Origin of the sequence: Enterobacter sp. Acro-832 (assembly GCF_011752745.1) — a bacterium.
Classification (GTDB): Bacteria; Pseudomonadota; Gammaproteobacteria; order Enterobacterales; family Enterobacteriaceae; genus Enterobacter; species Enterobacter quasiroggenkampii.
The window spans coordinates 17185-29257 of sequence record NZ_VWWX01000012.1 but is presented as its reverse complement, the minus strand read 5'-3'; the positions used below and the strand labels follow the sequence as shown (position 1 = coordinate 29257).

Here is a 12073-nt window from a genome sequence, read left to right as displayed (position 1 = left end):
AGATTGTCTGATAAATTGTTAAAGAGCAGTGCAACGCGGCTTTCGCTCACCGTTGCGAGGTGGCGTATATTACGCTTTCCTCTTTCAGAGTCAACCCGTTATTTCAGGATTTTTTCTCTTCAACCGAACCGCTTGTTGTGTGAAGTGATTCACATCCGCCGTGTCGATGGAGGCGCATTATAGGGAGTTCTCCGCAGGCCGCAACCGCTAAATGACAGAAAAATGACTGACTGCTGCATTCCACAGCAAAACCCCGCCTTATACCTTTTTACACACAGACTTATCCACAATGATACGAAAAAGTAAAAATGTGCGAGCGTTGCGCAAACGTTTTCGTTAAAATGCTCGCGCTTAACAAGGATGCCTCGTCAGGTGTGTTAGATGAGTTTTTCACAGGAAAATTCATCTAACGCTCTCTGTAATCGTGAAATCCAGGGGATTTACCATGCAACAACGTCGTCCAGTCCGCCGCGCTCTGCTCAGTGTTTCTGATAAAGCCGGTATCGTCGAATTCGCTCAGGCACTTTCTGCACGCGGTGTGGAGCTGCTTTCCACAGGTGGAACCGCTCGCCTGTTAGCAGATAAAGGTCTGCCGGTAACCGAAGTGTCCGATTACACCGGTTTCCCGGAAATGATGGATGGACGCGTCAAAACCCTGCATCCGAAAGTCCACGGCGGTATTCTTGGCCGTCGCGGCCAGGACGACGCCATTATGGAACAGCACGACATCGCGCCGATCGACATGGTTGTCGTTAATCTCTACCCGTTTGCCCAGACAGTTGCCCGTGAAGGCTGCTCTCTGGAAGATGCTGTAGAGAACATTGATATCGGCGGCCCGACCATGGTGCGCTCTGCGGCCAAGAACCATAAAGATGTCGCCATCGTGGTAAAGAGCAGCGATTACACCACCATTATTAATGAGATGGACGCCAACGAAGGGTCGCTGACCCTGGAAACGCGTTTCGACCTCGCCATCAAAGCCTTCGAACACACCGCGGCGTACGACAGCATGATCGCCAACTACTTCGGTAGCCTGGTACCGGCTTACCACGGTGAAAGCAAAGATCCGTCCGGCCGCTTCCCGCGCACCCTGAACCTGAACTTCATTAAGAAGCAGGATATGCGTTACGGTGAGAACAGCCACCAGCAGGCGGCTTTCTATATAGAAGAAGAGGTAAAAGAAGCCTCTGTTGCAACCGCTCAGCAGGTGCAGGGCAAAGCGCTCTCCTATAACAACATTGCCGACACCGACGCGGCGCTGGAATGCGTGAAAGAGTTCAGCGAGCCGGCCTGCGTTATCGTCAAGCACGCCAACCCATGCGGCGTGGCGGTAAGCACGTCGATTCTGGAAGCTTACGATCGCGCGTACAAAACTGACCCAACCTCCGCGTTCGGTGGCATCATTGCCTTCAACCGCGAACTGGATGCGGAAACCGCACAGGCCATCATCTCCCGCCAGTTCGTTGAAGTGATCATCGCACCATCGGCCTCCGAGGAAGCGCTGAAAATCACCGCGGCAAAACAGAACGTGCGCGTACTGGTTTGCGGCCAGTGGGCAGAACGCGTGCCGGGCCTGGACTTCAAGCGCGTGAACGGCGGTCTGCTGGTTCAGGATCGCGATCTGGGTATGGTGACAGAAGCCGACCTGCGCGTGGTGACCAAACGTCAGCCGACCGAACAGGAACTGCGTGACGCGCTGTTCTGCTGGAAAGTGGCGAAGTTCGTGAAATCCAACGCCATCGTCTACGCGAAAGAGAACATGACCATCGGGATAGGCGCAGGCCAGATGAGCCGCGTTTACTCTGCGAAAATCGCGGGTATTAAAGCAGGTGACGAAGGTCTGGAAGTCAAAGGCTCCGCCATGGCCTCTGACGCCTTCTTCCCGTTCCGTGACGGTATCGACGCCGCAGCCGCTGTCGGCATCACCTGCGTGATCCAGCCTGGCGGTTCAATCCGCGACGACGAAGTGATTGCCGCTGCCGACGAACACGGCATCGCGATGATCTTCACCGACATGCGCCACTTCCGCCATTAATTCCCGGAGCTGAAAATGAAAGTATTAGTGATTGGTAACGGCGGACGCGAGCACGCGCTGGCGTGGAAAGCGGCGCAGTCTCCGCTGGTGAAAACGGTCTTCGTGGCACCGGGCAACGCCGGTACCGCACTGGAACCCGCGCTGCAGAACGTGGCTATCGGCGTGACCGACATTCCGGCGCTGCTGAGTTTTGCCCAGAGTGAGAAAATCGACCTGACCATCGTCGGCCCGGAAGCGCCGCTGGTGATTGGCGTGGTGGATGCGTTCCGCGCAGCGGGCCTGAAAATCTTCGGCCCAACGGAAGGCGCCGCGCAGCTGGAAGGCTCCAAAGCCTTCACCAAAGATTTCCTCGCGCGTCATAACATCCCGACGGCGGAATATCAGAATTTCACTGAAGTGGAGCCTGCTCTGGCCTACTTACGTGAGAAGGGCGCGCCGATTGTTATCAAGGCCGACGGTCTGGCCGCCGGTAAAGGCGTGATCGTCGCGATGACGCTCGACGAAGCCGAAGCCGCGGTTCAGGACATGCTGGCAGGTAACGCCTTTGGCGATGCGGGTCACCGCATCGTGATTGAAGAGTTCCTCGACGGTGAAGAGGCGAGCTTTATCGTCATGGTCGACGGCGAGCACGTTCTGCCGATGGCCACCAGCCAGGATCACAAGCGTGTAGGTAATGGCGACACGGGTCCTAACACCGGCGGGATGGGCGCTTACTCCCCTGCTCCGGTCGTGACTGACGACGTCCACCAGCGCACCATGGATCGCATCATCTGGCCTACCGTGAAGGGAATGGCAGCAGAAGGGAATACCTACACCGGTTTCCTTTATGCAGGTCTGATGATCGACAAGCAGGGTAACCCTAAGGTCATCGAATTCAACTGCCGTTTTGGCGATCCGGAAACGCAGCCAATCATGCTGCGCATGAAATCCGATCTGGTGGATCTGTGCCTGGCAGCCTGCGATGGCAAGCTGGACGAGAAAACCTCCGAGTGGGACGAGCGTGCGTCTCTCGGCGTGGTGATTGCTGCGGGTGGTTATCCGGGCAACTATAGCACCGGAGATGAAATCCACGGTCTGCCGCTGGAAGAGAGGGAAGGTGCGAAGGTGTTCCACGCCGGTACGAAGCTGGCTGAGGACGATCGCGTTCTGACCAACGGCGGCCGCGTGCTGTGTGCAACCGCGCTGGGCCATACCGTGGCAGAAGCGCAGAAGCGCGCCTATGCGCTGATGGCGGATATTCACTGGAACGATAGCTTTAGCCGTCAGGATATCGGCTATCGCGCGATTGCGCGCGAGCAGGGGGAGTAATTCCTCCTCGCCCTAACCCTCTCCCTCACGGAGAGGGGAACGTTCGTAGGCCGGATAAGCGTCAGCGCCATCCGGCTTAATCCACAGAACTCAGAAACTCTTCTCTGTCGGCTGCCAGGTGCAGAAGTCTTCGTTCGCCACCAATAGCAATTGAGAACCTTCCGGCGCCTCAAGCCACGCCACACTCACTTCCATTGATGAATGACGCTGACGGCGTTGAATGTGTTCGGTCGCCCAGGACTCGAGCTCAGGCTTGACCGTTTGCCCTTCGCAGGTCGTCACCGTCCCGTCGTTATGCCAGCGCCCCTGGCGCAGCACGACGCGTCCCAGACGAAGCGCATCGCTGGTCTGGCGGATTTGTTCGGCACGGTAACGGTAGAGGGCGATTTGATCGCTGGAAAGCTGCTGTTTTTGACCGCTGACTTCGCGCTGCATAAAGCTCAGCTCGCCATGGTCGTCAAAACGCACTTTCACGTGTTCGGGGGTCTTGCTGTAGACGTTCAGCTCAATCAGCGACAGGTCATCTCCCTGCCAGCGATACTCCGCCGTCGACGTATTGCCGCTATGCCACGGGCTGAAGGCAGAAAGCAGATGCACTTCGCCGCCGGAATCTTTACGCCAGATCCTGACCGCGCCCTGGTTGTCCGCGTAGCCGCTGGCGGTAAACGGCGGCAAAGCGGTGTCGTGGCTACAGGCTGACAGCAGCAGCATGCCTGCCAGCGCGAGCGTTCCGCGCCAGAAAGACAAAAGGGGCGTTGCCGCCCCTTCGCTAAAACTGTTCACTGCCACGCGTCTTACTTAACTGCGTCTTTCAGTGCTTTACCAGAAACAAATGCCGGCACGTTCGCTGCGGCGATTTTGATTTCTTTACCGGTCTGCGGGTTGCGGCCAGTACGCTCAGCGCGGTGGTTCACTTTGAAGGTACCGAAACCAACCAGTTGTACAGCATCGCCTTCTTTCAGAGACTCAGTAATAGCAGCCAGGGTAGATTCCAGAGCAGCTTTAGCCTGCACTTTAGACAGATCAGCCTTGTCCGCAATTACATCAATCAGTTGAGTCTTGTTCATAAGTTATCCTTTCAATGTGTTTATCGCTTGCTAAGCATCGAGTGCGACGAAAATGCCAAAAAAGCACTCTCCTGCATACACGCACCGATAGCCACTTTTTTTCGCCCCCCAAATGTAGACCAGACAAGGGGCGAAAGGGAAGAGTCGAGGAGCGACAAAACGGGCGTTATCTCAAGTTTTCTTATCTCATTGGTTAAAAATTATACCAATATTACTCTCACCGGCCTCACGTAAGTCCGCACGTAGCCCTTTTATCAGTTCAATATCGCGTTCTTCACACTCTGCCAGCAGGCGGAAAATTTCCCACTGGATATCCCATTCTTGCTCAACGGCCGGGTTTGCGCGCAGCTCTTCGTCGGTCATTTCGCGACCTTCCTGGGTCATTTCCAGCATCGCTACGGTAGTGATAGAGGCCTTACTGACTTCGATAGCGTGCTCCAGCGTCTCACCGCTCAGGCGGGAGTGGAGCAATTCGCTTAACGCCACACAGGCATCAATTGCCGGGTAGACGCCGTACAGGTCAAAATCATCCGCCACCGGAATCGCCTCTTCCAGCTTTTCGAGCTGAGAGTCGAAATTCACCTTCGCGTCTTTCACCGTCAGCGTTTCCCAGATCAGATCCAGAATACGGCGGTAGATATGGCCATCACCAAAGCCCGTCTGCTTGCAGAACGCGGCATAGTTGGGATACATGCGCTCGCACAGGCAAGCCATAAAGGTGACGTGCTGCCAGCTTTCCAGCTTTTCAAGGCGCAGGTGAATCGGGTTTTGTAGCATGATGATCTCTCGAATCGAAAATTAGGCGCAGTTTACCTGAATCATCGCTGAATTTCCTGCCAACGAACAAAAGCCGGACGCGAAGAGGCCACCGCGTCAGCCCAGCGCGTCGGCTCCGGTAAGCGGTAACCCTTCATGCAGCGCTGTACCCACGCCAGGGCGCTGTCCATGCTCACCCGATGGCCGGTGGCGATGAACAGCGGATTACAGCGCGCCTTGCTGCGCCAGACCCACGCCAGCTGCTCGCCCTTATGGATGAGCGGCGCCAGCGCACCCGGCTCAGCGGAGAGTGGCTCAAACGCGCCGCACAGACGTTTCTTGGCAACGCCAATGGTCGGCACATCCACCAGCAGCCCAAAGTGGCTGGCAACGCCTAAACGGCGCGGGTGTGAGATCCCGTGCCCATCGACAAACAGCAGGTCAGGTTTTTGCGAGAGCTGCTCCCACGCTGCCAGCAGCGCGGGATATTCGCGAAAGGAGAGAAAGCCGGGAATATAGGGCATGGTGGTGGCAATACGCGCGACCTTGTACTCCACCAGCTCGAGCGAAGGGTACTTCAGTACCACCATCGCCGCTCGCGTCACGTCCCCACCCTGCTCGAACCCGACGTCTGCTCCGCCAATGTACTGCGGAGGATCCTTATCCAGACGATCCTCGCGGATCACCGATGAGGCCAGTTCGATTTGTTGAGCGCGTAGCGACGCGAGATCCATAACGACTCCTTACTTGTGATACTGGGCAGAAAGCCGATGCACCGCCTCCACAAATACGCCTGCGTGCTCTGGCGGTACATCCTGATGAATACCGTGGCCGAGGTTAAAGACGTGGCCTTCCCCCTGGCCGAAACCAGACAGTATAGTCGACACTTCTTCTTCAATGCGGGCAGGCGGCGCATAGAGCATGGACGGGTCCATATTGCCCTGCAGCGCCACTTTGTCGCCCACGCGGCGGCGGGCATCGGCAATATCGGTGGTCCAGTCGAGACCCAGTGCGTCGCAGCCGGTGGCCGCCATCGCTTCCAGCCACTGGCCGCCACCTTTGGTGAACAGCGTCACCGGCACGCGGCGACCTTCGTTTTCACGCAGCAGGCCGTCGACGATTTTATGCATGTAGTACAGGGAGAACTGCTGATAATCGCGGCCGGTCAGCACGCCACCCCAGGTGTCGAAAATCATCACCGACTGCGCACCCGCCTTAATCTGCGCGTTCAGATAGAGCGTGACGCTCTTCGCCAGCTTGTCGAGCAGCGCATGCAGGGCCAGCGGCTCGGCGTACATCATCTTTTTAATCAGGGTGAAGGCTTTGCTGCTGCCCCCTTCCACCATATAGGTCGCCAGCGTCCACGGGCTGCCGGAGAAGCCAATCAGCGGTACTTCGCCTTTCAGCTCACGGCGAATGGTGCGCACGGCGTTCATCACGTAGCCCAGTTCACCTTCCGGATCGGGGATCGGCAGCTTGTCCACGTCGGCTTTGCTTTTAATCGGAGAAGTGAAACGCGGGCCTTCACCCGTTTCAAAGTACAGGCCCAGGCCCATGGCATCCGGAATGGTCAGAATATCCGAGAAGAGGATCGCCGCATCCAGCGGGAAGCGGCGCAGCGGCTGGAGCGTCACTTCACAGGCCAGCTCGGCGTTTTTGCACAGCGACATAAAATCGCCCGCCTGCGCGCGCGTGGCTTTGTATTCTGGCAGATAGCGTCCCGCCTGGCGCATCATCCACACCGGGGTGACATCAACGGGCTGGCGCAGCAGCGCACGCAGATAACGATCGTTCTTCAGTTCGGTCATTTTTGCAGTTCCTTAAGCGTCATGGCCTCAGTGTAACACTACTCATACTCGGCCCGACACATCGCTACGGTATCTTCTATCAGCCGGCGCGCCACGGTGCCCGGCGGTGGTAACAGCGGTAAATCGTCGTAGCGATACCAGTTCGCGTCCAGCAGCTCTTTCTGATCGATAACGATCTCGCCACTGTCGTATTCGGCCATAAAGGCCGTCATCAGCGACTGCGGGAACGGCCACGGCTGGGAGGTGACGTAGCGCAGATTCTTCACTTTGATCCCGCTCTCCTCCATCACCTCGCGCGCCACCGCCTGCTCCAGCGTTTCGCCCACCTCGACGAAGCCGGCCAGCACGGTGTGAACGCCGTTGCGATGGCGGGTATGCTGCGCCAGCAAAATAGAATCATCCCGGCGGATAGCGACGATGATGCACGGCGCAATCTGCGGATAGTAGCGCTCGCGGCAGTGGCTGCAGAGCATCGCCCACTCGGTTTTGCTCGGACGCATGGTATGACCGCAATAGCCGCAGTATTTATGCGAGCGGTAAAACTCCGCCAGCTGCACGCCGCGCCCCGCCAGCTGGAACAGGCCCACGTCCAGATCCAACACCTGGCGAACGGATCCCATATCCTGACGACGCGCTTGCTGGATCAACCACACGGGCTCACCCTGCCACTCGCCGATCTTTAGCGCTGGCTGGCCCACGAGATCGAACGTTTCCGCCGCACCGTAGGGCAGTTCTCCACCGGGCAACCATAATTTTTGTTCGTGGCTGACGATCCACCAACCCAGATCTGATTTTTCAATAATACGATCCATATCTATTGCACTACCTTCGCTTCACTGACATGTTGTTAGCATTGTGGTTACATTCTGGATAAGCAGATTCAATCCTACACTTTGCGGAGTCGACCATGTTAAACCAGCTAGAAAGCCTGACTGAGCGCGTTAGAGGAAGTAACAAACTGGTGGATCGCTGGCTTCATGTGCGCAAGCATCTACTCGTGGCTTATTACAATCTGGTCGGCATTAAGCCTGGCAAAGAATCGTTTATGCGGCTGAACGAAAAAGCGCTGGATGATTTTTGTCAGGGCCTGGTCGACTATCTGTCCGACGGCCATTTCAATATTTATGAACGCATTATCCGCGAAATGGAAGGGACAACGCCGTATTTAGCGGCCAGCAAACTCTATCCGCTGCTGGAGGCCAACACCCAGCAGATCATGGATTACTATGATTCCACGCTCGAGAATGCCATCGATCACGATAACTACCTTGAGTTTCAGCGGGCATTATCCGACCTCGGTGAAGCGCTGGAGGAGCGATTCACGCTGGAAGATAGGCTGATTAGCCTCGTCCTGGATGCCAGTCCCGAAGATAACGTCGCGCGCCCGGCTTGAGTTCTTAATCGTTAACGAGTAATTTACAACCATTCGCCCCTCTCACGAGGGGGATTTTTCTTGTCGGAGTGCCCAGAGCGAAAGCCGGGCTGAGACCGTTAATTCGGGATCCGCGGAACCTGATCAGGTTAATACCTGCGAAGGGAACAAGAGTCACACTGCTGTTGTATCGCCCCCCGGGCGATCCTCTCTTGCTTCATCCGTCGTCTGACAAGCCATGTCCTTCACTTTTGGAATGAGCTATGTCTACTGCAAAACTGACCCGCCGCGAACAGCGCGCACAGGCCCAATACTTCATCGACACCCTGGAAGGCACGGCTTTCCCGAACTCGAAACGCATCTACATTTCCGGCTCGCAGGCCGATATCCGCGTCCCGATGCGCGAAATCCAGCTCAGCCCGACGCTTATCGGCGGCAGCAAAGAGAATCCGCAGTATGAAGACAACGAAGCCGTACCGGTGTATGACACCTCCGGCCCGTACGGCGATCCCTCTGTTACGATCAACGTTCAGCAGGGTCTGGCAAAGCTGCGCCAGCCGTGGATAGAGGCGCGTAACGACTGCGAAGAACTCAGCGTACGCAGTTCTGCGTACACCAAAGAACGCCTGGCCGACGACGGTCTGGACGGTCTGCGCTTTACCGGCCTGCTGACGCCAAAACGTGCCAAAGCGGGCAAATGCGTGACCCAGCTGCACTACGCCCGCCAGGGGATCGTCACGCCGGAGATGGAGTTCATCGCCATCCGCGAGAACATGGGCCGCGAGCGTATCCGCAGCGAAGTGCTGCGCTACCAGCATCCGGGAGAGGGCTTTGGCGCGCGCCTGCCAGAGAACATCACGCCGGAATTTGTGCGTGACGAAGTGGCCGCCGGGCGCGCGATTATCCCCGCCAACATTAACCACCCGGAATCCGAGCCGATGATTATTGGCCGCAACTTCCTGGTGAAGGTCAACGCTAATATCGGTAACTCGGCCGTCACCTCCTCCATCGAAGAAGAGGTTGAAAAGCTGGTCTGGTCAACGCGCTGGGGTGCGGACACGGTAATGGATCTCTCCACCGGCCGCTATATTCACGAAACCCGCGAGTGGATCCTGCGTAACAGCCCGGTTCCGATTGGCACCGTCCCGATTTATCAGGCGCTGGAGAAGGTCAACGGCATTGCCGAAGATCTGACCTGGGAAGCGTTCCGCGACACGCTGCTGGAGCAGGCCGAGCAGGGCGTCGACTACTTCACCATTCACGCGGGCGTGCTGCTGCGCTACGTGCCGATGACCGCGAAGCGTCTGACCGGTATCGTCTCGCGCGGCGGTTCGATCATGGCGAAGTGGTGCCTCTCCCATCACCAGGAAAACTTCCTCTACGAACACTTCCGCGAGATCTGCGAAATCTGCGCCGCTTATGACGTCTCCCTCTCGCTGGGCGACGGCCTGCGCCCGGGCTCCATCCGTGACGCCAACGACGAAGCGCAGTTTGCCGAGCTGCACACGCTGGGCGAACTGACCAAAATCGCCTGGGAGTATGACGTGCAGGTGATGATTGAAGGCCCGGGACACGTGCCGATGCAGATGATCCGCCGCAACATGACCGAGGAGCTGGAGCACTGCCACGAAGCGCCGTTCTACACCCTGGGACCGTTAACCACCGATATTGCGCCGGGCTACGACCACTTCACGTCAGGCATTGGCGCGGCGATGATCGGCTGGTTCGGCTGCGCCATGCTCTGCTACGTGACGCCGAAAGAGCACCTCGGCCTGCCAAACAAAGAGGACGTGAAGCAGGGGCTGATTACCTACAAAATTGCCGCCCACGCGGCGGATCTGGCCAAAGGCCACCCGGGCGCGCAAATCCGCGATAACGCCATGTCGAAGGCGCGCTTTGAATTCCGCTGGGAAGATCAGTTCAACCTGGCGCTGGACCCGTTCACCGCCCGCGCCTACCACGACGAAACCCTGCCGCAGGAATCGGGCAAAGTCGCGCACTTCTGCTCCATGTGCGGACCAAAATTCTGCTCGATGAAAATCAGCCAGGAAGTGCGCGACTACGCCGCCACGCAAACCATTGAAGTGGGTATGGCGGACATGTCTGAAACCTTCCGCGCCAAAGGCGGCGAAATCTACCTCAAAAAAGAGGAGGCGTAATGTACCAGCCCGATTTCCCACCCGTCCCCTACCGTTTAGGGCTCTATCCGGTGGTGGACAGCGTGGCGTGGATAGCGCGACTGCTGGAGGCAGGCGTTCGCACCCTCCAGCTGCGCATCAAGGATAAGCGCGATGACGAGGTGGAAGCCGATGTGGTTGCCGCCATTGCGCTGGGGCGTCGGTATAACGCCCGCCTGTTTATCAACGACTACTGGCGGCTGGCCGTTAAGCACCGGGCGTACGGCGTGCATCTGGGTCAGGAGGACCTGGAAACAACGGATCTGAGCGCAATCCGTGAAGCCGGGCTGCGTCTTGGCGTGTCAACGCACGATGACATGGAGATCGACGTGGCCCTGGCGGCCCGTCCCTCTTACATCGCGCTCGGTCACGTCTTCCCGACGCAAACCAAGCAGATGCCCTCCGCACCGCAGGGTCTGATGCAGCTGGCGAGTCACGTTAAACGCCTTGCCGATTACCCCACCGTCGCCATCGGCGGAATCAGTCTTGAACGTGCCCCGGCGGTGCTGGAGACCGGCGTCGGCAGCATCGCCGTCGTCAGCGCCATCACCCAGGCGGCAGACTGGCGGTCCGCCACCGAACAGCTTTTACAGCTGGCAGGAGCCGGTGATGAATGATCGCGACTTTATGCGCTACAGCCGTCAGATCCTGCTGGAGGATATCGCAATCGACGGCCAGCAAAAACTGCTCGCCAGCCGGGTGCTGATTGTTGGCCTGGGGGGATTAGGTGCACCCGCCGCGCTCTATCTGGCAGGTGCGGGTATCGGCACGCTGGTGCTGGCCGACGACGATGAGGTCCACCTCAGCAATCTGCAGCGGCAAATCCTCTTTACTACCGACGATATCAACCAGCCGAAAGCGAAAATCACCCGGCAGCGGCTGAACCAGCTTAACCCGGATATCGAGCTGATTGCCTTACAGGAGCGTCTTAGCGGTGAAAGCCTGCACCGTGAAGTCGCCCTTGCCGACGTGGTGCTGGACTGTACCGACAACATGGCGACGCGCCAGGCGATCAACGCCGCCTGCGTGGCAAATCATACGCCGCTTATCACCGCCAGCGCGGTGGGGTTCGGCGGGCAAATGATGGTTCTGACGCCACCGTGGACGCAGGGCTGCTATCGCTGCCTGTGGCCGGACGATGCCGAGCCGACGCGCAACTGCCGTACGGCGGGTATTCTGGGTCCGGTGGTCGGCGTGATGGGCACCATGCAGGCGCTGGAGGCTATCAAGCTGCTCAGCGGCATGGAGACGGAACGCAATACGCTGCGGCTGTTTGATGCCCGCTCCAGCGGCTGGCGCCAGCTGGCGTTACGCCGCGCCAGCCGCTGCCCGGTATGTGGAGGCCGCGATGCGCATTCTGTTTAACGATGAGCCGATGAGATGCGACGACGGGCTTACCGTTGCCGCACTGCTCGACAAGCTGCGTCAGCTCAAGCCGGGAACGGCGCTGGCGCTCAATCAACAGATCCTGCCGCGCGAGCAGTGGGAACATCAGCAGGTCAATGAAGGCGACCAGATCCTGCTGTTTCAGGTTATCGCAGGGGGCTGAG

At 58.0% G+C, this 12073-nt stretch carries 14 protein-coding genes and 1 riboswitch; of the genes, 8 read left to right on the top strand and 6 right to left on the bottom strand.

Annotation, left to right across the window (positions count from 1 at the left end; all coding sequences use genetic code 11):
- The 3 genes from F3J31_RS23315 to purD form a co-directional block, all read left to right on the top strand.
- On the top strand, window positions 1–183 hold a 183-nt coding region (locus tag F3J31_RS23315; protein WP_205246319.1), incomplete at its 5' end, for a hypothetical protein.
- A 262-nt stretch (window positions 184–445) separates the two neighbouring features.
- On the top strand, window positions 446–2035 hold the full coding sequence (gene purH / locus F3J31_RS22880) for a bifunctional phosphoribosylaminoimidazolecarboxamide formyltransferase/IMP cyclohydrolase (RefSeq protein ID WP_069720473.1): 1590 nt from the start codon (window positions 446–448) through the stop codon (window positions 2033–2035).
- A gap of 15 nt (window positions 2036–2050) precedes the next feature.
- Window positions 2051–3343, top strand: a complete 1293-nt coding sequence (gene purD / locus F3J31_RS22875) for a phosphoribosylamine--glycine ligase (protein ID WP_167215689.1) — start codon at window positions 2051–2053, stop codon at window positions 3341–3343.
- 90 nt (window positions 3344–3433) lie between these two features.
- Here the strand turns inward: purD and F3J31_RS22870 are convergent, their stop codons facing one another.
- From F3J31_RS22870 to nudC, 6 genes are all read right to left on the bottom strand, one after another.
- On the bottom strand, window positions 3434–4126 hold the full coding sequence (locus tag F3J31_RS22870; RefSeq protein WP_045909513.1) for a DUF1481 domain-containing protein: 693 nt from the start codon (window positions 4124–4126) through the stop codon (window positions 3434–3436).
- Window positions 4127–4137: 11 nt separating this feature from the next.
- Window positions 4138–4410, bottom strand: coding sequence for a nucleoid-associated protein HU-alpha (gene hupA / locus F3J31_RS22865; RefSeq protein ID WP_002445246.1), 273 nt, complete (start codon window positions 4408–4410; stop codon window positions 4138–4140).
- Window positions 4411–4596: 186 nt separating this feature from the next.
- Window positions 4597–5187: a YjaG family protein gene (locus F3J31_RS22860; RefSeq protein WP_008503468.1), complete on the bottom strand. Its 591-nt coding sequence runs from the start codon at window positions 5185–5187 to the stop codon at window positions 4597–4599.
- A gap of 41 nt (window positions 5188–5228) precedes the next feature.
- Window positions 5229–5900, bottom strand: a complete 672-nt coding sequence (gene nfi, locus F3J31_RS22855; RefSeq protein WP_021242964.1) for a deoxyribonuclease V — start codon at window positions 5898–5900, stop codon at window positions 5229–5231.
- A 9-nt stretch (window positions 5901–5909) separates the two neighbouring features.
- Window positions 5910–6974: a uroporphyrinogen decarboxylase gene (hemE, locus tag F3J31_RS22850; RefSeq protein ID WP_024908252.1), complete on the bottom strand. Its 1065-nt coding sequence runs from the start codon at window positions 6972–6974 to the stop codon at window positions 5910–5912.
- Between the two features lie 38 nt (window positions 6975–7012).
- A complete protein-coding gene (gene nudC / locus F3J31_RS22845) occupies window positions 7013–7786 on the bottom strand; it encodes an NAD(+) diphosphatase (RefSeq protein WP_045909515.1) in 774 nt (257 codons plus the stop codon).
- Window positions 7787–7881: 95 nt separating this feature from the next.
- Between nudC and F3J31_RS22840 the strand changes: the two genes are divergently transcribed.
- From F3J31_RS22840 to thiS, 5 genes are all read left to right on the top strand, one after another.
- Entirely contained in the window at window positions 7882–8367 is a 486-nt protein-coding gene (locus tag F3J31_RS22840) for an Rsd/AlgQ family anti-sigma factor (protein WP_045909516.1), read from the top strand.
- A gap of 54 nt (window positions 8368–8421) precedes the next feature.
- Window positions 8422–8530: riboswitch (TPP riboswitch) on the top strand.
- Window positions 8531–8609: 79 nt separating this feature from the next.
- Window positions 8610–10505 carry a phosphomethylpyrimidine synthase ThiC gene (gene thiC, locus F3J31_RS22835; protein WP_167215686.1) on the top strand — a complete coding sequence of 632 codons (1896 nt, stop codon included), beginning with the start codon at window positions 8610–8612 and terminating at the stop codon, window positions 10503–10505.
- Complete coding sequence (thiE, locus tag F3J31_RS22830) at window positions 10505–11140, top strand: thiamine phosphate synthase (protein ID WP_126535173.1); 636 nt, start codon at window positions 10505–10507, stop codon at window positions 11138–11140. Before thiC ends, thiE begins: the two co-directional genes overlap by 1 nt.
- The gene (locus F3J31_RS22825) at window positions 11133–11888 is read left to right on the top strand and encodes a HesA/MoeB/ThiF family protein (RefSeq protein ID WP_045909519.1); all 756 of its coding nucleotides are present in this window, start codon (window positions 11133–11135) and stop codon (window positions 11886–11888) included. Before thiE ends, F3J31_RS22825 begins: the two co-directional genes overlap by 8 nt.
- Complete coding sequence (gene thiS / locus F3J31_RS22820; RefSeq protein WP_032644502.1) at window positions 11872–12072, top strand: sulfur carrier protein ThiS; 201 nt, start codon at window positions 11872–11874, stop codon at window positions 12070–12072. The genes F3J31_RS22825 and thiS overlap by 17 nt, the downstream gene beginning before the upstream one ends.
- Window position 12073: the final 1 nt, after the last annotated feature.

What these genes read in the sequence shown, in the direction of transcription:
- purH (WP_069720473.1), top strand. Translation starts at nt 446, where the DNA reads ATGCAACAACGTCGTCCAGTCCGCCGCGCTCTGCTCAGTGTTTCTGAT.
- purD (WP_167215689.1), top strand. Translation starts at nt 2,051, where the DNA reads ATGAAAGTATTAGTGATTGGTAACGGCGGACGCGAGCACGCGCTGGCG.
- hupA (WP_002445246.1), bottom strand. Translation starts at nt 4,410, where the DNA reads ATGAACAAGACTCAACTGATTGATGTAATTGCGGACAAGGCTGATCTG.
- F3J31_RS22860 (WP_008503468.1), bottom strand. Translation starts at nt 5,187, where the DNA reads ATGCTACAAAACCCGATTCACCTGCGCCTTGAAAAGCTGGAAAGCTGG.
- nfi (WP_021242964.1), bottom strand. Translation starts at nt 5,900, where the DNA reads ATGGATCTCGCGTCGCTACGCGCTCAACAAATCGAACTGGCCTCATCG.
- hemE (WP_024908252.1), bottom strand. Translation starts at nt 6,974, where the DNA reads ATGACCGAACTGAAGAACGATCGTTATCTGCGTGCGCTGCTGCGCCAG.
- nudC (WP_045909515.1), bottom strand. Translation starts at nt 7,786, where the DNA reads ATGGATCGTATTATTGAAAAATCAGATCTGGGTTGGTGGATCGTCAGC.
- F3J31_RS22840 (WP_045909516.1), top strand. Translation starts at nt 7,882, where the DNA reads ATGTTAAACCAGCTAGAAAGCCTGACTGAGCGCGTTAGAGGAAGTAAC.
- thiC (WP_167215686.1), top strand. Translation starts at nt 8,610, where the DNA reads ATGTCTACTGCAAAACTGACCCGCCGCGAACAGCGCGCACAGGCCCAA.
- thiE (WP_126535173.1), top strand. Translation starts at nt 10,505, where the DNA reads ATGTACCAGCCCGATTTCCCACCCGTCCCCTACCGTTTAGGGCTCTAT.
- F3J31_RS22825 (WP_045909519.1), top strand. Translation starts at nt 11,133, where the DNA reads ATGAATGATCGCGACTTTATGCGCTACAGCCGTCAGATCCTGCTGGAG.
- thiS (WP_032644502.1), top strand. Translation starts at nt 11,872, where the DNA reads ATGCGCATTCTGTTTAACGATGAGCCGATGAGATGCGACGACGGGCTT.